The sequence below is a fragment of the Bacillus litorisediminis genome (genome assembly GCF_022808645.1).
Classification (GTDB): domain Bacteria; phylum Bacillota; class Bacilli; order Bacillales; family JC228; genus Bacillus_BF; species Bacillus_BF litorisediminis.
The window spans coordinates 34,083-53,099 of the sequence record NZ_JAKZKT010000003.1 but is presented as its reverse complement, the minus strand read 5'-3'; the positions used below and the strand labels follow the sequence as shown (position 1 = coordinate 53,099).

16 protein-coding genes are annotated in these 19,017 nt (G+C 39.8%); 13 read left to right on the top strand and 3 right to left on the bottom strand.

Going from position 1 to position 19,017, the window contains the following annotated elements; translation table 11 throughout:
- Positions 1–19: 19 nt before the first annotated feature.
- On the bottom strand, positions 20–1,270 hold the full coding sequence (locus MLE14_RS02165; protein WP_243296625.1) for a S8 family peptidase: 1,251 nt from the start codon (positions 1,268–1,270) through the stop codon (positions 20–22).
- A gap of 604 nt (positions 1,271–1,874) precedes the next feature.
- Here MLE14_RS02165 and MLE14_RS02160 point away from each other — a divergent pair.
- The 3 genes from MLE14_RS02160 to plsY all read left to right on the top strand — a co-directional run bounded on the left by MLE14_RS02160 (position 1,875) and on the right by plsY (position 4,053).
- Positions 1,875–3,140 (top strand): helix-turn-helix transcriptional regulator, encoded by a 1,266-nt coding sequence (locus MLE14_RS02160; protein WP_243296624.1) that lies wholly within the window; start codon positions 1,875–1,877, stop codon positions 3,138–3,140.
- A gap of 14 nt (positions 3,141–3,154) precedes the next feature.
- A complete protein-coding gene (locus MLE14_RS02155) occupies positions 3,155–3,304 on the top strand; it encodes a hypothetical protein (RefSeq protein WP_243296623.1) in 150 nt (49 codons plus the stop codon).
- A gap of 158 nt (positions 3,305–3,462) precedes the next feature.
- A complete protein-coding gene (plsY, locus tag MLE14_RS02150) occupies positions 3,463–4,053 on the top strand; it encodes a glycerol-3-phosphate 1-O-acyltransferase PlsY (protein ID WP_243296622.1) in 591 nt (196 codons plus the stop codon).
- A 65-nt stretch (positions 4,054–4,118) separates the two neighbouring features.
- On the opposite strand, the gene MLE14_RS02145 is transcribed toward plsY, so the two are convergent.
- On the bottom strand, positions 4,119–4,766 hold the full coding sequence (locus MLE14_RS02145; RefSeq protein ID WP_243296620.1) for a spore coat protein: 648 nt from the start codon (positions 4,764–4,766) through the stop codon (positions 4,119–4,121).
- Between the two features lie 203 nt (positions 4,767–4,969).
- Here MLE14_RS02145 and MLE14_RS02140 point away from each other — a divergent pair, with 203 nt between their 5' ends.
- From MLE14_RS02140 to MLE14_RS02100, 9 genes are all read left to right on the top strand, one after another.
- On the top strand, positions 4,970–5,584 hold the full coding sequence (locus MLE14_RS02140; protein WP_243296618.1) for a LysE family translocator: 615 nt from the start codon (positions 4,970–4,972) through the stop codon (positions 5,582–5,584).
- Between the two features lie 139 nt (positions 5,585–5,723).
- Positions 5,724–6,500, top strand: a complete 777-nt coding sequence (locus MLE14_RS02135; RefSeq protein ID WP_243296617.1) for an ATP-grasp domain-containing protein — start codon at positions 5,724–5,726, stop codon at positions 6,498–6,500.
- Between the two features lie 300 nt (positions 6,501–6,800).
- Positions 6,801–7,550, top strand: coding sequence for a DeoR/GlpR family DNA-binding transcription regulator (locus MLE14_RS02130; protein ID WP_243296616.1), 750 nt, complete (start codon positions 6,801–6,803; stop codon positions 7,548–7,550).
- Between the two features lie 21 nt (positions 7,551–7,571).
- A complete protein-coding gene (locus tag MLE14_RS02125) occupies positions 7,572–8,879 on the top strand; it encodes a four-carbon acid sugar kinase family protein (protein WP_243296615.1) in 1,308 nt (435 codons plus the stop codon).
- On the top strand, positions 8,876–9,892 hold the full coding sequence (gene pdxA / locus MLE14_RS02120; RefSeq protein ID WP_243296614.1) for a 4-hydroxythreonine-4-phosphate dehydrogenase PdxA: 1,017 nt from the start codon (positions 8,876–8,878) through the stop codon (positions 9,890–9,892). The genes MLE14_RS02125 and pdxA overlap by 4 nt, the downstream gene beginning before the upstream one ends.
- Positions 9,893–9,990: 98 nt before the next feature.
- Positions 9,991–11,382: a GntP family permease gene (locus MLE14_RS02115; RefSeq protein WP_243296613.1), complete on the top strand. Its 1,392-nt coding sequence runs from the start codon at positions 9,991–9,993 to the stop codon at positions 11,380–11,382.
- A gap of 158 nt (positions 11,383–11,540) precedes the next feature.
- Positions 11,541–12,440 (top strand): phosphogluconate dehydrogenase (NAD(+)-dependent, decarboxylating), encoded by a 900-nt coding sequence (gene gnd / locus MLE14_RS02110; protein ID WP_243296612.1) that lies wholly within the window; start codon positions 11,541–11,543, stop codon positions 12,438–12,440.
- A gap of 1,166 nt (positions 12,441–13,606) precedes the next feature.
- Positions 13,607–15,259, top strand: a complete 1,653-nt coding sequence (locus MLE14_RS02105; protein WP_243296611.1) for a M20/M25/M40 family metallo-hydrolase — start codon at positions 13,607–13,609, stop codon at positions 15,257–15,259.
- A gap of 92 nt (positions 15,260–15,351) precedes the next feature.
- Positions 15,352–16,299 carry an aldo/keto reductase family protein gene (locus tag MLE14_RS02100; protein WP_243296610.1) on the top strand — a complete coding sequence of 316 codons (948 nt, stop codon included), beginning with the start codon at positions 15,352–15,354 and terminating at the stop codon, positions 16,297–16,299.
- Positions 16,300–16,534: 235 nt separating this feature from the next.
- On the opposite strand, the gene MLE14_RS02095 is transcribed toward MLE14_RS02100, so the two are convergent.
- Entirely contained in the window at positions 16,535–16,999 is a 465-nt protein-coding gene (locus MLE14_RS02095) for a hypothetical protein (protein ID WP_243296609.1), read from the bottom strand.
- A 620-nt stretch (positions 17,000–17,619) separates the two neighbouring features.
- Between MLE14_RS02095 and MLE14_RS02090 the strand changes: the two genes are divergently transcribed.
- Positions 17,620–18,951, top strand: coding sequence for a phenylacetate--CoA ligase family protein (locus MLE14_RS02090; RefSeq protein ID WP_243296608.1), 1,332 nt, complete (start codon positions 17,620–17,622; stop codon positions 18,949–18,951).
- Positions 18,952–19,017: the final 66 nt, after the last annotated feature.

Genomic DNA, 19,017 nt, shown 5'->3' with positions numbered 1-19,017 from the left:
GATCTGCCTGTTTCATTAATTATTGAACGAGCGGGAACCCAAATCCTGAGGCAATGTCATCCCCAGATGCTGCATATAGTCCGCCATTCACATCATTTGCACGTGCGCGGCTTTGCAGTTCACTTCGAAGCTGTAAATTTGAGAAATGAGGATTTTCAGCCCAGATTTTTGCTGCTAATCCTGAAATATGAGGCGTTGCCATTGAGGTTCCGCTAATTGTATAATAGCCCCCATCTTTCCAGGTAGACTCAATTGCTCTTCCAGGTGCTGAAACCTCAACATCTCCTTCTTCAATCACGTAATCTCCTGCCCCGCCAGACACTCCTCTTGAAGAGAAGTCGGCAACACGGTAATTTCCGTTTTCTTGAACATTTTCAAGAGCTGCTACTGCCACAGCATCGGCAAGGCCGCCTGGGTATCCAATTGTACCAGGGTTTGGTCCCTCGTTACCTGCCGCTGCAACAACTAATGCTCCGTTGTTGACCGCATAAGTCACGGCATCTGCAATAAGATCACTTTTGGTGCTAGAGCCTAGAGACATAGAAATCACTACATTTACACCAAGACGATTGCCTTCGTCCGCTGCGTGCTTAATAGCATTGGCAATATCGTCAGAATATCCGAATCCGCTGTTTCCAAGAACTTTATATGCCCATAGTTTGGCATTTGGGGCAACACCATAGACTCCCTGGCCGTCAGCGCCGCCATTGGCTAAAACAGTTCCAGCTACATGCGTTCCGTGCCCATTCTTATCTTCACAGGCCCCATTGATAATAGGTGAGCGGTTTTGACTAAAGTCTTTACATTGTTCTACATTTTGGGTGAGATCCACATGTGCAGTATAAGCACCTGTATCTAGTACGGCCACACGAATATTGTCACCACCGCTTGTAGCGCCAATAGTAGGATCCGCATAGATTGCTTGAATTCCCCACGGGGTTTGGTCAGAAGGAGTTGCTGTTCTAGTAGCCTCTGCGCTTACTTTTTCTAAATAAATTTTATCTACGAGTGAAACTTCAAGATTTTTATTATTCTTTAAGGCTTCTAATTGATTTTCATTAACATTGGTGGTAAACCCTTTATTGCCAAAATCCCAGCGTACACCGTATTCTTGTTGCAGATTTGCTTTATTTTGGCTATTTTTTGGCACAATCAAGACACGTAAATTTTTAGCCCCGCCATCACCAGCAGGTACGACCGCAAATGCACTGGAAGTGAAGCAGGAAGCTAGAAGAATAATAGTAAAGAGTAACCCGACCAATCTTTTCACAGTATCAACTCCTACATAATAGTGATGTGAAGTGAAAATCCAAAGTGCTTGTTTAATAGAAGATCATTTTTTGTGTAGAGTTTCTTATGTACGAAGAAGCAGGGGCTGCGGACGGAAGGTAATCCAGCGAAGATCATCACCTCCATTTTTCTGAAAGTTCAAAATCATCGTATCACGGTTAAGGATTTCCTTGTATTGGGAAAAAGGGGGTTATTTGAGAAGGATATCTTTCAAAAAAATAGGGCTGTTTTCCCAAGTCAATTGGGGCATACAAACCCAATTTTGTTCTAGTTCGATAGATTTCTTGATTTTGAAAATTTAAATTAATGGAGAAATGAAATTATCGATGTATCAGGGAAGTGGAGACTGCACCGTCGAGGTTGTGGTCCATAATGTCCCATTACGGGGGAAAAGTTCCTCAATTGCAGTTTTAAACTAAATTTCTATCCATTAACCTATTAAATGACGATCACCTTTACTGCAATTAGTGAAATAAGACCTAGATGCTTCCTAAAAAATGAGCAGAAATAACTATCTGATTTTTCAGACTAATTGGTATATCTAGGATATAATGAAATATACACTATGTAGTGAGGTTGATCACATGAAAATAGGGGAGAGAATCCGCTTTTATAGACTTCAGCAAAACAAAACCCAAGAAGAACTGGCAAGCGGGATTATTTCAGTATCTTACTTATCCAAAATTGAAAACAACCAATGCCTGCCTAGTGTAGAAGTTCTTACCTTGTTATGCAGCCGACTAAATATTTCATTGCATGATGGGGAAGAGTCCAATATTCATGAAAGACTAAAGGATTGGTATAAATCGATCATAAATCGGGACAAAGACTTTGCAGCTAAAGAGTATGAAGAGCTAAAAGGAATCATTAATCAAAAAGACTCTACAAGTTTGTTATATTTTATGATGTTTGAGCTGCGCTTTCATTTGCTAAATAGAAATATTCACTCAGCTGTTACACAAATCGAACGACTTCAAGAATACACTACCATTCTTTCAGGGGACTTGCTTTACTATTTTTTAAAATTTCAAGCTTTATGTGCGTATCTCCAAAACCAGTTTACAGATGCATATGAAAAATATAAAAAAGCTGAAGGTTTATTAGCCAGTAATGTATTCGAAAAATGGGAAGAGGCTGATTTATACTATTCAATCGCACTAACTAGCAGCCGATTGTGGAAAGTCAGTATATGTTTGCGATATACCAATCAGGCTCTTGGAATCTACCAGGCTATCTATGATTTTAAACGAAGTGCAGAATGCCAAGTTCTTCTCGGAATCAGCTATCAGAGAAGCGGGGAATGGAAAAAGGCAGAAGAAAGTTTATTGCTAACCAGCAAGATTGCCGATTCCTTGAACGATATAAATCTGAAAGGAATGGTCCATCACAATTTAGGCTATTTATTTTCTTTGCAAGAAAAATCTGACTTGGCAATCGAACATTATACAAAGAGTATTGAGTACCGAAATCAGGGCGATGACACGAGAAAATTGCATACGATTTTCTCTTTAGTTATGGAGTATTACAAGGTAAACGACTTTGACAAGGCACTTACGTGGGTTCATCTGGCATTTACAATTTTGGAGAGCCTGGATCAGAAATTAACTGAATATGAGTACCATTTTAAAACGTATTATTATTTGTTAAACCGGTGTGAATCTGAGGAATTTGAAAACTTCATGAAGGATGAAGTAATTCCATATTTTGCCGAACATAATATGTACGAATATTTGGCTACATATGCAGAAATTTTAGCGACGTATTATGAGAAGGCTTACCGATACAAGCTTTCATCTCAATATTTCAGGGTATCGAATGATGCCCTTAGAAATATATATAAACTTGTTTAAGGGGGTAGATGAAAATGAAAAAATGGTTTCTAGGATTCGCTCTGGCAGCCACTTTGATTACTGCTGCATTTGCCGGAGGCCAAGTTTTTGCCGATCAGGCCGATCATCCAGACCCAACTGGCTCGCCAGCTACAACAACTTTGTTAAAGATTACTCATAATTAGAGACGAAAAAAATCTCCATTCGTTACATCGAATGGAGGTTTTTTTGTTACAAAAATATTTCAATATGACCGTTACATGTTGAAAGTGGTTTTGTATAATAAATGAAAGGGAGCTTGTAAAGTCGTTATCGCGACAATTGCAAGAAATGGGGGAATTATATGGATTGGTGGATGTTTGTAATAAGTTATGTTTGCGGTTCTATTCCGTTCGCACTGATCATCGGAAAGACCTTCTATCGCATTGATATTCGGGAGCATGGCAGCGGAAATTTAGGAGCCACTAATGCGTTTGCTACACTCGGTCCTAAGGCGGGAATTGCTGTTTTTCTCGGGGATTTTCTAAAAGGATTCTTGCCCGTTTTGGCTTGTATATACTTTGGGCTTGAAGTTTCCCCGTTACTGGTCGGAATGGTAGCAGTAGCGGGTCACTGTTTTCCTGTTTTCGCTGGTTTTCGCGGCGGAAAAGCAGTTGCCACTTCTGCTGGTGTACTACTGGTTTATAATCCTTTGATGCTTATGGTCGCTGTGATCGTATTTTTCGGCATGATATGGATTACCAAATATGTGGTTTTTGGATCACTAACGAGCTGTTTTTCCATGATTGTTTATTCGTTTATTGATTACAATCAGCTAAATCTTATTGTATTTAGCGTTTTATTTATTGTTATGATTTATTTGCATCGGACCAATATCCGAAATCTATATCATAAAATCGAACCCACTATTTATGAGGGGAAACGGGTTGTATAAGGAGAGGCCATCCCGCAGGAGCTAATGAACGGTTAGCTTACGGGAGGGCCTCTTTTTAATTTTTTTTACTGCATCATATTTTGGTTTGTGGAAGGTGCGTAGGCATGAATCATAAAGTTTGTATCTTGTGCGCTTAATTGAGGTACCTGATAATATTGATGCTTATTCTGGTACAAGAATAATTCATAGCCCAGTTCAATATAGTTTGGCAGGCTATCTGCCAATACACGGCGTAATACCGGGTTGGCTGTTTCTAACGCAGCCATTGTCACCCCTGAACAAATTGCTTTCACCGATGCCATCATTTGCCCAGAAACCCATGCATCGTTAATCTCTGTGGCAGATTGAATCGGCTTTTTAGGCTGAGTCTGTTTGAGACCATACGTTACATCGTGGTTCTGTTTCATCATATAGGTAGTCGCATGATTGGACGGCTTTTGTCCAGTAGAAAGGGTTTCTACAATCCGGTTATACTGATCGGTTATAAAAGTGTATTGTCGATTTAAAATATCAGTTAACTCAGGATCTTTGGCATACTGACGGAACAACAAATATTGGTCCAATGTACCAACCAGGCATGATAAAACCTCGTGGGCATCAAAAATTTCATGTCCCCCATGATTTTGCTGGTATCCTACTTGATCGGAGTTACGAAGATTACCTAAGTTTTGACCTTGATTCATGTTCTGCTGATTCATGGTTTGTTGCTCCATTCGTATTCTACCCCCCCTAAGCATTTGGATAGAAAAAGCTATCCACGCTATAGTATTTGAAAGTGCAACGTAATCATTCAATTATAAAAAGGATATGAAGGGAAAAATTGCTGGAACAAATCATGAATTGATTTACTTCTCCCGTGAATGTGTGCAAAGTTCAGGCATACAATGTACAAGAACAGGCACGGGGGGATAGGGGCATGGATTTCATTCACTATATCGCAATGGGAATCAGTATGGCAGCTGTAGTGGGCCCATTCAATATAGAATTGATTAATCGGGGCATTAGAGGCGGCTTTTATCCCGTTTTGTTTTTAGCGTTTGGAGGAATAACCGCGAATATTTCCTTTTTTTTCATTATTTATTTTGGATGGTCCGAATGGATGCAAAATCAGGACATCGAGAGTGTATTTTTTACAATTGGTGCATTGATTCTTTTATATTTAGGTTATATGAGTGTTACATCTAGGTTTGTAAATAACAAAATAGCCCCTTCATTTTTATCTTCTTTTAGTACAGGCTTTCTTTTGGGATTTGCAAATCCTATCAATTTTATGGCTTGGTATAGCAGTTTTTCTCAAGCCTCTCATACTTTATTTGTTGAAAATCCGCCTATTACAATTTTTATTTATAGTTTTTTTATCATGATCGGTGTTTTTATTTGGATGATGAATTTATCATTGGCCGTTTCCTTTATTCGGGAAAGAATTAGTGATCCATACAGAAAAATATTGACACTTATTACTGGAATCATGCTTTTATGGTTCTGCTCTGAATATTTGCGACGCATTGCAGAAATGACTTTGAATTGGTAATAAAAAAATTTTTCTGACCCTATATCCTTTTTACTAGTTTAGCAGTAAAATATTTTTGAACTTGAGATGATTTTCTCCTTCTTACTTGTCCCTAAAGTCTGCAGCGCGTTCATATGGATGAAAGATGAGGGAAGGAATCGTGAAATTCGTTACGTTTAATCCGTTTCGAACCATTGGGATTGATGATGTTACTTACATCAAGCCAGAAAATAGTATGAAGGAAATAGATAAAATTTTAGAAGCAGATGTCTTGTTATTTCCCGAGTATTGGCAAGTAAATACTTTGGTATATGGGTTAAAAAAGAGAATTTTTCCGTCTATCGAAACGTATCATATTGGGCACACCAAAGTTGAACAGACTAGAGTCATGCAAGGTGTTTTTCCAGAACATGTTCCCTATACATTGATTAAAGGCTGTGCTGCCGATATGGAGAGGGACATTTTTGACCATATGCCATTTCCATTCGTTGCAAAAGAAATCAGGAATAGTATGGGACAAGGCGTCTATTTAATTCACAATGAACAGGATTTTATCGATTATGCTAAACGAAATGATGTGTGGTATGTACAGGAATACTTACCAATCACTAAAGATTTGCGAATTGTTTGGGTTGGGAACAAAGTAATTGAAGCATACTGGAGAATCAATCAAGGTCACGAATTTTTAACAAACGTTTCCCAAGGAGGCATTATTTCATACGATCATATCCCGAGTGAAGCGATTCAGTTAGTTGAAAAAGTTGCAACAACTCTTGGCATTGATCACGCAGGTTTTGATTTCGCCCAAGTAGGAGATAAACTGTATTTTTTTGAGTTCAATGTCATGTTTGGGAATCAGGGAATCAGAAATAAACAATATACCGATGCCATACTCGAGTATTTATATGGATATACGCCCTTTATTGTGCCGGCGTAATGGCGCAAATTCAAAAGGTTCAAATCCCATTACAGTGGGATTCGAACCTTTTTATTTTTTCACAGCATCCGGACGTACCTTTTACGCCAAGGATATGGTTCCTTGAAAACACCTTCCAATTTTAAGTATATGTATACGATTGTAATAAAGAAACAAGTTAATAAATAAGGAGTCCATTCAAGCGAACGTTAATTTTGAACATTTATATGAAAATATTTAACATTTTAGTTGACTTATATGTTAAAAAGTCACATAATAAAGAAGGTAAATGAACAAAGTTAACATTTAAGAGGTGATGGAATGCAGCCATCAGCACGCAGAAATTGGGTTTTACAGAAAGTTCAAAGTGAAGGAAAGGTTGAAATCGAACAGCTTTCCGAAGAATTGAACGTGTCTCCTATGACAATAAGAAGAGACTTGGCCCAGCTAGAGGATGAAGGGCACGTGATTCGTGTTCATGGTGGTGCTGTTTTACCTAAACCGCTTATTACTGAAACCCCTTTCTTAACAAAAGAGAGTATGAGAATCAGTCAAAAAAGGGAAATCGCTAAAAAAGCGGTTACCTTAGTTAAAGAGGGGCAAACCATTATTCTGGACTCTGGGACCACTACTTTAGAAATTGCCAGACTGCTTAAAGACCGCAAAAATATTACGGTCATCACAAATGACATAAAAATTGCGGCGGAGTTAGTTGAAAGTGATCTGAAAGTAATTGTTTCCGGCGGTGAACTGCAAAATGGCGTCGGTGCCTTATACGGACCGCAAACACATCATTTTTTGCAAGATATCCATGTCGATCTGTTTTTTCTTGGAGCGCATGCCATTGATATAAAAGCAGGAATTACTTCACCAACGCTTGAGAAATCACTGATAAAAAAATTGATGATTCAAGCAGCAGAAGTTACATGGCTGGTTGCAGACTCCAGCAAAATTGATCAAAAAGCATTTTCAAAAGTTTGTGATCTCCATGTGTTAACAGGATTTATAACGGATAACGACATACCCGAAGATACAAAAACTGCACTCTCTCCATATATAGAGGTTGTGTAGGTCTAAAAAGAGGTGGACAGCATGAAAGTCGGTGTAGTAGCTGATGACTTAACGGGAGCAAATGCTACGGGAGTCCGTTTAAGTAAACAAGGCTTTGCCGCTGCAACCGTTGTGTATAATGACAGAATTCCTGACTCAGGAGAGCTCGATGCAGTTTGTATAGATACAGATTCAAGATACGCACCAGATGAAGTAGTAGTAAGACGCGTAAAAAAAGCAATGGAAAGCTTCCGTGAATGGAATGCCAAAGTTTTTTGCAAACGGATTGATAGTACAATCCGGGGGAAAATCGGATTAGAAATCGATACGATGTTGGATGAATTAGGACCAGATAGTATTGCTGTTGTCGTAGCTTCCTTTCCTGATTCAGGAAGGGTTACATCAGGAGGATATTTACTTGTAAATGGAATTCCAGTTCAGGCTACAGACGTTGCGAAGGATCCGATTACGCCGATTACTTCGTCCTATATCCCTGCAGTCATTAAAGAGCGCAGCAAACATTCGATTAGCCATATTGGATTGGATAAGGTGTTAACCGGCGTTTCTGCATTAACCGAAGCTCTGAATACTGAAATTGCCCGGGGTAACCGAATCATTGTTGTTGATGCAGTGACCGATGAAGAAATTGAAACCATCGCGGAAGCAATGGCTGCGATTCAGCAGTTCCAAATGGTTCCGTGCGATCCGGGGCCGCTTACAGCAGCTTACTCTAAAGCATTCTTGCATCAATTTGTTGCGTCAAACAAGGTAATTGTAACCGTTGGAAGTGTAACTTCACTAACAGGCAGACAGCTTCGATATTTGATGGATAAAACGAATTCAAAACCGGTGTACGTTTCAGCAGAAAAGCTTGCTACTTTAGAAGCAAGCTGGGATGAAGAGGTCAGTCGGGCAACTAATGAAGCGCTTGAAAGAATCGCTGAAAATGATGTGCTCATTATAACAACTCATACAGAAGGCAATAACATTCTTAATCTGAAGCAAATTGCAGAGCAACAACAGACAACTCAGGATGCACTTGCAAAACGGATTACGGACGGTTTGGCGAAAATCACAAGACTTGTGATGGAGCAAACGAACTATCCGATTCAAGGCTGCTTTACTAGCGGCGGCGATGTAACCGCGTCTCTATGTGCTTTTAGTAAGGCCTCTGGAATTAAATTAGAGGACGAGGTTCTTCCTCTTGCTGCTTATGGTACCTTAATTGGCGGCCATTTTCCAGGTTTGCCGATTGTCACAAAAGGCGGCATGGTTGGGGATAAAACTTCAATCTATGCAAGTGTAAAATTTTTAAAGACCAAAAATGCAAAAAGGAGTGCTGTAAAATGACAACAGAAAGAGCAATCATTGCAATTCCAATGGGAGATCCTGCAGGCATTGGACCAGAGATTACAGCAAAATCATTAGCAAAAAAAGAAATCTATGATATGTGTAAACCGGTTGTAATTGGGGATGCAAAGGTTTTTGCAAAAGCGATTGAAATTGTCGAAGCCGAATTAAAAATAAACGTCATCAGCAAGCCTGAAGAAGGTAAGTATGAGTATGGCACTGTTGATTTAATCGACCTAGATAATATTAATATGGAAGAACTTGAATATGGTGTCGTTCAGGCTCAATGCGGTCAGGCTGCATTTGAATACATCAAAACATCTGTAGAACTAGCCAAAGCTGGAGAAGTAAAAGCTTTAGCTACAACACCAATTAACAAGGAATCATTAAAAGCAGCAGGTGTACCTTACATCGGTCACACCGAAATGCTTGAAGATTTAACGAATACCAAAGATCCGCTTACTATGTTTGAAGTTAGAGGTATGAGAATCTTTTTCTTAACACGCCACCTTTCTCTTAAAGATGCAATTGCGCAAATGACAAAAGAACGAGTTCATGATTATCTCATTCGTTGTGACAAAGCTCTACAACGTTTAGGAATAGAAAATCGAAGAATTGCAGTTGCAGGTCTTAACCCGCACAGCGGTGAACGCGGACTATTTGGCCGTGAAGAGGTAGATGAAATCGGACCTGGAATTGAAGCTGCAAAAGCTGATGGAATTGATGCATATGGTCCAGTACCGGCTGACTCTGTATTTTTCCAAGCGCTAAATGGAAAATACGATGCTGTCCTATCCTTGTATCATGACCAAGGGCATATTGCTGCGAAAATGACAGATTTCCACAGAACGATTTCCATAACAAATGGTCTTCCATTCTTAAGAACATCTGTTGACCATGGTACAGCTTTTGATATTGCAGGTAAAAATATCGCTGCAAGCACGAGCATGGAAGAGTGCATCAAACTCGCGGCACAATACGCACCAAAATTCACTGCTGAAACAATGGTGTAATTCTTAACAAAGGTTTTACTGCTGAGGATTGGGTTAACCCTCCTCAGCATTTGAATCATAAAAAATGAAAGCCGTTTCAAGAAAGGAGAAATTTAACAATGGAAGTATCTGGAGCTCAAATGATATTAGGCCTTGTTATTGGGGTAGCTGTATTAATCTTTTTAGTATTAAAAACAAAGATTCATGCATTTATTGCTTTATTAGTTGCTGCTTCAATTACAGGTATCGTAGGCGGAATGAAGCCTACTGATGTCGTAACACAAATTACAGCTGGATTTGGTAATACGCTTGCATCCATCGGGATTGTTATCGGTCTTGGTGTGATGATGGGAAGAATTTTAGAAGTCTCAGGAGCTGCTGAAACGTTAGCTTATACACTCATTAAAAAGTTAGGTAAAAAGAAAGAGGAATGGGCGATGGCAGCAGCCGGTTACATCGTGTCAATTCCAATCTTTGTAGACTCAGCTTTTGTTATCTTAAATCCATTAGTAAAAGCGCTTTCCAGAAAAACTGGTAAATCTGTAGTTGCTCTCGGTGTAGCTCTTGCCATTGGTTTGGCTGCCACTCACCATGCTGTACCTCCGACTCCTGGACCATTAGGTGTAGCCGGTATCTTTGGTGCTGACCTCGGTCTAATGATTATTGCTGGTCTCATTTTCGCTGTTCCAATCGTTATTGCCGGAGTTTTATATGCGAAGTGGATCGGGAAGAAAATATATCAGGTTCCTGAACAAGATGGAGACGGATTTGTCCGTCCAGAAGAAGGACAAGCGTATCAAGAGTTTTTAGATGCTGTTGATGAAAGACAAAAAGCGCTTCCTTCATTTGCTAAGTCAATTATGCCTATTCTGATTCCAATTATTCTGATTTTCTTGAATACTACTTTAGCTGCGTTGAATGATGCAGGTATCATTACGATAGGTGAAACTTTACTATCCTATATTCAATTTATTGGTAACCCTGTCATTGCGGTAGCACTTGGCGTCATCGTGGCGATTTATACATTGGCCAATAATCTTCGCCGCTCAGAAGCATTAGATCGGATGGAAGAGGGAATTACAACAGCAGGTATCATTTTATTAGTAACTGGTGCCGGTGGTGCGTTAGGTAACGTACTGCGTGCAAGCGGCGCAGGAGATTATATTGCCGGGCAAATCGCTGAGTGGCCATTACCAGCAGTTCTTATCCCATTTTTCATTGCTACGATTGTCCGTTTAATTCAAGGTAGCGGAACGGTTGCGATGGTTACGGCTGCTTCGATTTCAGCTCCGATTATTGCAGGTTTAGATGTAAACCTTGTTCTTGCTGCTCAAGCAGCTGCGCTTGGAGCCATGGTATTCTCATACTTTAACGACAGCTTGTTCTGGGTCGTAAACAGAATGCTTGGTATTCGAAATGTGAAGGAACAAATCATGGTATGGTCTATTCCAACGACAATTGGATGGGCCGTATCACTAGTAATGTTAGTAATCGCTGATTTTATTGTTTAAATCTTTTAAAGGATTTGGGTCTGCTTCTGCGCAGGCCCCTTTTCTTTGCTTAAAATATGAGGAGAAATTTGTAGAATCATTGCTGTTTTTCGTTTGAATCGTTACAATATAGGAGATTCTAAAAAGAGAATTTTTACATACAAGGAGGACGTTTTACATTGAATATTGGTTTAATTGGACTTGGAAAAATGGGCTATAACTTAGCATTAAATATGAAGAGTAAAGGTCATGATGTCTCAGCTACCGATGTGAATAAGGAAGCGTTAGAAAACATTGCAAAAGAAGGGATTACAACCTTCACATCTAACAAGGATTTAGTAGATTCACTTCCTTCACCCAAGGTTGTTTGGCTTATGGTCCCAGCCGGAGACATAACTGAAAAGGTGATGGACGAGGTAGCCAGTTATATGACTGAAGGCGATATCATTATTGATGGCGGTAACTCTAATTATAAAGATACCTTACGCCGTGGCGAAAAATTGAAAAAGCAAGGAATTCATCTGATTGACAGCGGGACAAGCGGCGGCATGGACGGTGCACGCTATGGCGTTTGTACGATGATCGGCGGAGACGAAGAAGCATTTAAACATGTTGAGGGGCTTTTCCGAGATATTTCTGTTGAAAATGGATATTTGTATACAGGACGTCCCGGCAGCGGTCACTTTTTGAAAATGGTGCATAATGGCATCGAGTACGGAATGATGCAGGCAATTGCCGAAGGCTTTGAAATTCTAGAGAAGAGTGAGTTTGATTATGACTACGAACAAGTATCCCGCGTTTGGAACAACGGATCTGTTGTTCGTTCATGGCTGATCGAGCTAATGGAAGAAGCGTTTAAAAAGGATCCGAAGCTTGAAAGTATTCGCGGTGTGATGCACTCTTCCGGTGAAGGAAAATGGACAGTGGAAACTGCTCTAGAACTTCAAGCATCCGCACCAGTTATTGCGTTATCACAATTTATGCGCTACCGTTCGCTTGAAGACGATACATTCCATGGAAAAGTCGTGGCGGCACTCCGTAATGAGTTTGGCGGACATGCAGTGGTGAAAAGTGAATAATAGATTTTGGAATGGAGCCCGGGGAGAGAGATCTTCCTGGGTTTTTTGATTGGATTGGTGTTTCTGGGTTCGGTTATTGTGGTGTGAGTTTGAATAATTCAGGTGTGAGTTCAGTTAACGGCGTGCAAGTTCGGTTAATTTGGTCTGAGTTCGTTTAACTTGGATTAAGTTCGGTTAACTGGGTTTGGTTCGGTTAACTGGGTTTGGTTCGGTTAACTGGGTCTGAGTTCGTTTAACTGGGTTTGAGTTCGTTTAACTGGGTTTGAGTTCGGTTAACTAGGTTTGAGTTCGGTTAACTTGGATTGAGTTCGTTTAACTGGGTTTGAGTTGGTTTAACTGGGTTTGAGTTCGTTTAACTGGGTTTGAGTTGGTTTAACTGGGTTTGGTTCGGTTAACTGGGTTTGAGTTGGTTTAACTGGGTTTGAGTTGGTTTAACTGGGTTTGGTTCGTTTAACTGGGTTTGAGTTGGTTTAACTGGGTTTGAGTTGGTTTAACTGGGTTTGAGTTGGTTTAACTGGGTTTGGTTCGTTTAACTTGGATTGAGTTCGTTTAACTGGGTTTGAGTTGGTTTAACTGGGTTTGGTTCGTTTAACTGGGTTTGAGTTCGGTTAACTTGGATTGAGTTCGTTTAACTGGGTTTGGTTCGGTTAACTGGGTTTGGTTCGGTTAACGGATTGTAAGTTCGTTTAAAGGACGTCTAAGTTCGGTAAAAGTTATCTGAATTCATTTATAGGGCTTCTGAGTTTGGTTAAACAAATCTAAGTTCGGTAAAATGAATGCTGAGTTCGGTTAAATAGGCCCTAAGTCCGGTTAAATGAATCTGAGTTCTGTAAAAGCGATCTGAGTTCTGTTAAAAAGGTGAAGATTGCTGCAAAAACTACCTGTTAGTTCCGAATAACGTAAAAATACAAGCTAAGTTCTAAACAATGCGGCTCCTGTTATTTGAAAAGAGGGTCTCTAGTCCGGAATAAAAGTTCTGAGTCCGGAATAAGAGGTGCTAGTCCAGAATAAGGGGAACTGAGTCCGGAATAAGAGGTGCTAGTCCAGAATAAGGGGAACTGAGTCCGGATAAGTGATGTCGAAAAAACGAATAATTGTTGAAATTTCCATCTTTAAATATGTACATTTAATATACAAGAAATACGCAACCTGTCGGAGGGAACCAGATGTACGAACAATTAAAACAACTTTCTACATACGATCAAATTGAGCTTATGACCAAAACACTCGTGTCTTATCCGAGCTATAGCGGGACAGAAGGGGAAGCTTATAAAGCGAATGTCATTAAGGAGATTATCTATTCTTTTCCTTATTTTATGGAGAATCCTGAGCTTGTGTGGGAGCAGCCGATTTCAGATGATTTGTTCCAGAGGAAAAATATTTTTGTCTTGCTTCCTTCACCGAATAAGACAAAAGAAACCATTATTCTACATGCCCATATAGATACTGTTCATACCTATGATTATGGCTCGATTCAATCCATTGCCCATCAGCCGGACGCTCTTCTTCGTTATTTTCAGCAGGAGCATGTATCAGAAGAGATAAAAAAAGAAGCCAATTCAGGCGAGTGGATGTTTGGCAGAGGGACGCTTGATATGCAAAGCGGAATAGCCGTCCACTTAGCTAACCTGCTTTATTATTCGGAGCATACCGACGAATTAGCTGGGAATCTCCTTTTTATTTTTAACGTCGATGAAGAGGCAGAACATACAGGAATTAAGGCCGCTGTCGGGGAGCTTTACCGTCTGAAGGAAGAGCAGGGCTTAGAGTATGTGGTGGCCATTAATGACGACTTTATTGCTCCACTTTATCAAGGCGATCAAACTAAATATCTATATGTAGGGAATGCGGGGAAAATCCTCCCTTCCTTTTATATTCAAGGCCGCGAATCACACGTTGGCGAGGCTGTAACTGCGATTGACCCAACTTTAATATCCTCGGAGCTAGTCAGCAGAATTGGCTATCAATTAGATTTAATTGAAAATCTTGAAGGGGAATTGGTGAATCCACCATCTGTCCTATTGCAGCGGGACCGAAAAGATTTTTATAATGTCCAAACACCGCTTGTTGCTATGCTGTACTTTAACTATTTTATTTACGAGAAGTCCGTTAAGGATATAATGGACGAATTAATAAAAATAACAGAAGAAGTAAGTGACGACATTATTTCAAGACTAAAGTCTACGTATAAAACCTATTGTCAGCAGAAGGGCATGCCGGAAAAAGAGGTGGACTGGCAGATCAAGGTTCAAACGTATAACGAATTTATTGGAGAATTGGAAGGTAAAGGCGTTGATACATCCGAAATTATAGACTCGTTTTTCTCTAGAAATTTGGAAAGGGACTCACGGTTAACCGCCTTTAACTTAATCAATGAACTAGTTGCGCATGACCCGGGAACGAACCCGCGAATCATCTTGTTTTTAGCTGCTCCGTATTTGCCGAATCATACGCTTCAGGAGACTGAAGAAAATGGAAGAAGAATCAGATCGGCAATTGAACAGGCTGCAAAAGAGATTTCAGAAAAAACAGGGGAACAATTTGCGATTAAACGCTTCTTTCCATTTTTATCGGACGGGAACTTTTTGAGCTTCAAAGGAAGTCAGCAGGATATTGATGCGGTAGTCCGTAATTTTCCGGCACAGGACAAGCTTTTTCCTATGCCTTTAACAGAAATGGAGAAGCTGCAAATTCCTTCCATTAATTTATGTGTGTATGGAAAAGATGGCCACCGTTGGACTGAACGGGTGTACAAGCCTTATTCATTTGGAACACTGCCTTTATTAATCAGATCCGTTATTCAGAATATTTTTTCCTAAAGTGAAATATTTGCAAGATTCGGAAAAGATTAAGTAAGATGTAAAGGGAGGGGACGAGATTCTCCTCTTAATTTTAATGAGGGGTGAAAGCAATGAAATTTCGCAAGCTTGGAAGAACTGGCCTAAAGGTGAGCGAAATCAGTTTGGGCAGCTGGTTAACGTATGGAAGTACAGTTGCTTCTGATCAGTCTGAAAAAATAATTGATACCGCATATGAAGCAGGGATTAACTTCTTTGATACCGCGAATGTCTACGAACGCGGGGAAGCTGAAAAAGTAGTGGGGAAAGCGCTAAGAAAGTATCCGAGAGAATCTTATGTCCTTGCGACGAAAGTGTTCTGGCCAATGGGAGAAGGTGTCAATGATCGGGGACTCTCCCGCAAGCATGTGTATGAACAGGCTAACGCAAGCTTAAAAAGACTGGGATTGGATTACATAGACATTTATTACTGCCACCGATATGATCCGGAAACTCCGATTGATGAAACCCTTCGCACAATCGATGACTTAGTAAGACAAGGAAAGGTTTTATATGTAGGTGTAAGTGAATGGACAGCTTCTCAAATTGCTGAAGCACTCCGTACCGCAGATAAGTATTTGCTAGACCGCATTGTCGTTCACCAGCCAGCGTACAACATGTTCCACCGCCGCATTGAAGCGGAGGTAATCCCATATAGTGAACAGCAGGGAATTAGTCAAGTTGTGTTTTCACCGCTTGCGCAGGGACTGTTGACTGGGAAGTACAAGTTAGGTAAGCCGCTGCCAGAAAATAGCCGAGCTGCGAACGAAAAAATAAACCGCTCCATGCAAAATCTATTAAAAGAAGAAAATTTAGTGAAGGTCGCAAAACTAGAAGAGGTAGCACAAGGCTTAAATATCACTTTATCTCAATTAGCCTTGGCCTGGATCCTCCGTCAGCCTAACGTAGCAAGTGCCCTAATCGGAGCAACAAAACCGGAACATGTTCTCGAAAATGTCAAAGCGATTGATGTGACTTTATCAGAAGATGTGCTGGAAGAAATTGAGAAAATCCTAGCTTAATAGAGAGAATAATTCTTATCAAAAGATTCTGTCCTTGGGGCAGAATCTTTTTTATAAGGGGAAAAATCTTGGGGCATACCACTGTGCAAGGGAAGGGAAAATAAAAAAATTAATTATCCAAGCATAGAATTTATTGCATCGAGGAAGTAATTTGGAAAACAAAAAATAAAGCATGCAGTGAAAAAAAAACCTTCTCTACATGCAAAACGCTAACATTATTTCGTCTAAGAATTGGTTATAATGATTGTACTCTTTGGAGTAATCTACGCAATAAATCAATTAAAAATCGAAAAACAGCTGTAGTTATTGGAAGAAAAAGAAAGGCATAGATCGTTCCCCAAATCAATATTCCTTCTATGTTTGGTGATGCTCCGTTTATTGGTTCCAGAGTACCTCGGATTAAAAATTCGGCAAAAATAGCTCCAATAGTACCGCTATACCATGACACAATGAACGCACAGCAAAGACTTATCAGCCATAACTTCTTATTTGCAGCTTCACTTTTATTATACAAATATCCAGCTAATATTGAAAACGTAACTGCGGATGGAAACACTATAGAATAATATAACCAGGGTTCTCCCCAAAAAGAAGTTATTCCGCCAGCAAGCATTTGACCCAAATACATTATTAGCCAAGCTGCGATAAGCGAAATTACTCCCCCAAATAACATACCTATTACCCAAGAAAGATATTTCAAAAAACCACCCTTTTTAGTAATAAGAAAATATAGGTATATCCCCTATATTTTCCTCCTCCTTTTTATTTTTGAAGAGAATCAATCGAATCATATCCCTACTTCAGCTAAGTTCTAATCGCCCTCCTTAAATAGAAACCCTATGCTCTTTAAACGGGATGGAGGTTCCTTAATTTTTTTGGTGGTCCCTATTATTTTTCATAAGGTACAGACGTATGAAACCGTCTTTTTAATTGAATAACTGCATGATAAAAACGATTGGAATCGTTTGTTTTATTGTTATTAGGAATCTATTTAAAGGTATAGTTCTCCATTGTCGCCCCCTTTCCTCCATTAATTTATTGAATTTTTAAGGAGTGGACGTACCCGCCGGCAATTTGACTGCGGTATTTTTTAAATTGACAGGCACAAATTGAGATCTTCTAAATGTAAAAAACAGACACAGCAAAGGGAAAGAAATGCCCCATCAACTCTTAATCATCGAATTTTCTGAATTTATATTGACAGAAAGAAAAGTTGTATTCTAGAATTAATATAACGCGAATATAGAAACTCGGTTTAATAACGTCACATTTAAATTTTTCCAAAAGATTTGAAAGCGTTTACGCGGGAGGGCGATTACGATGATTCTTCATGAGGTTGAGAAGCTAGAACGTTCGGAAATTGAGAAAGGTCAGCTGGAAGGATTAAAAAGAACGGCTAAAACGGTTTATGAAAATGTTCCGTTTTATAAGCAAGCCTTTGACCAAACAGGGGTGAAACCAGAGGACATCAAAGATTTAAGTGATGTAAGAAAACTTCCATTTACAGTAAAAAAAGACTTAAGGGACCACTACCCATTTGGCCTATTTGCGGTTAATAGGAAGAATTTAATTCGGGTTCATGCTTCATCCGGAACGAGCGGAAAGCCAACCGTAGTAGGCTATACGGAAAATGATATCTCAAATTGGGCTGATTTAATTGCACGGGCAATCACGATTGCTGGCGGTAAACCAGGCGATATGCTGCACAATGCGTATGGGTACGGTTTATTTACTGGCGGGTTGGGGCTTCATCATGGAGGAGAGCGCTTAAAAGTGACTGTTGTTCCTGCATCAGGAGGAAATACAGACCGACAAATTCAGCTTATTGAAGATTTTAAGCCGGACTTACTTGCATGTACTCCTTCTTATGCTATAAACATTGCCGAAAGAATGCAGGAATTAGGAAAGGACCCGAGCAAGTCGTCTTTAAAATACGGAATTTTTGGGGCAGAGCCATGGTCAGAAGAAATGCGAAACCGCTTAGAAGAACTTTTAGGAATTAAAGCTTGTGATATTTATGGATTAAGTGAAATTATTGGGCCCGGGGTAGCGATGGAGTGCCACGAGGCTCAGGATGGATTACATATTGCAGATGATCACTTTTTAGTGGAAGTCATCGATCCAAAGACTTTAGAACCAGTAAAAGAAGGAGAGCAAGGGGAGCTGGTATTTACAAGTTTAAAGAAGGAAGGGCTCCCGATTATTCGTTACCGTACAGGGGATATAGCTTCGATTACAACTGAAAAATGTAAGTGTGGAAGAACGACAACAAGGATGTCACGAATCAAGGGCCGGATTGATGACATGATTATTATTAGAGGCGTTAATGTTTTTCCTTCGGAGGTTGAACACCACCTGATTGGATTCTCGGAACTGGTTCCTCATTATCAGCTTCACCTAAAAAATGATGGGAAATTAGATCAGGTTTCATTGCATGTAGAAGTAAAAGAAAGTTTGTATCAAGAGTGGGATAGGCAGCTTGATTCACCTGGTGCACATGATCTGATTGCAAAGCTCAAGCACACGATTAAAACATACTGTCTGGTAAATATGGATGTCGTCCTAACAGAGCCCAAGGGGATTCCAAGATCTGAAGGGAAGGCAGTACGAGTCGTTGATCATCGCAAGAAAAATAAAGTTGTTCAAATATAAAAGCGCTTTTATTACTTTGCTTGAATATAATATAACAATAAAATATAATAACGTTAAATAAACGTT

What these genes read in the sequence shown, in the direction of transcription:
- MLE14_RS02160 (WP_243296624.1), top strand. Translation starts at nt 1,875, where the DNA reads ATGAAAATAGGGGAGAGAATCCGCTTTTATAGACTTCAGCAAAACAAA.
- MLE14_RS02155 (WP_243296623.1), top strand. Translation starts at nt 3,155, where the DNA reads ATGAAAAAATGGTTTCTAGGATTCGCTCTGGCAGCCACTTTGATTACT.
- plsY (WP_243296622.1), top strand. Translation starts at nt 3,463, where the DNA reads ATGGATTGGTGGATGTTTGTAATAAGTTATGTTTGCGGTTCTATTCCG.
- MLE14_RS02145 (WP_243296620.1), bottom strand. Translation starts at nt 4,766, where the DNA reads ATGGAGCAACAAACCATGAATCAGCAGAACATGAATCAAGGTCAAAAC.
- MLE14_RS02140 (WP_243296618.1), top strand. Translation starts at nt 4,970, where the DNA reads ATGGATTTCATTCACTATATCGCAATGGGAATCAGTATGGCAGCTGTA.
- MLE14_RS02130 (WP_243296616.1), top strand. Translation starts at nt 6,801, where the DNA reads ATGCAGCCATCAGCACGCAGAAATTGGGTTTTACAGAAAGTTCAAAGT.
- MLE14_RS02125 (WP_243296615.1), top strand. Translation starts at nt 7,572, where the DNA reads ATGAAAGTCGGTGTAGTAGCTGATGACTTAACGGGAGCAAATGCTACG.
- pdxA (WP_243296614.1), top strand. Translation starts at nt 8,876, where the DNA reads ATGACAACAGAAAGAGCAATCATTGCAATTCCAATGGGAGATCCTGCA.
- MLE14_RS02115 (WP_243296613.1), top strand. Translation starts at nt 9,991, where the DNA reads ATGGAAGTATCTGGAGCTCAAATGATATTAGGCCTTGTTATTGGGGTA.
- MLE14_RS02105 (WP_243296611.1), top strand. Translation starts at nt 13,607, where the DNA reads ATGTACGAACAATTAAAACAACTTTCTACATACGATCAAATTGAGCTT.
- MLE14_RS02100 (WP_243296610.1), top strand. Translation starts at nt 15,352, where the DNA reads ATGAAATTTCGCAAGCTTGGAAGAACTGGCCTAAAGGTGAGCGAAATC.
- MLE14_RS02090 (WP_243296608.1), top strand. Translation starts at nt 17,620, where the DNA reads ATGATTCTTCATGAGGTTGAGAAGCTAGAACGTTCGGAAATTGAGAAA.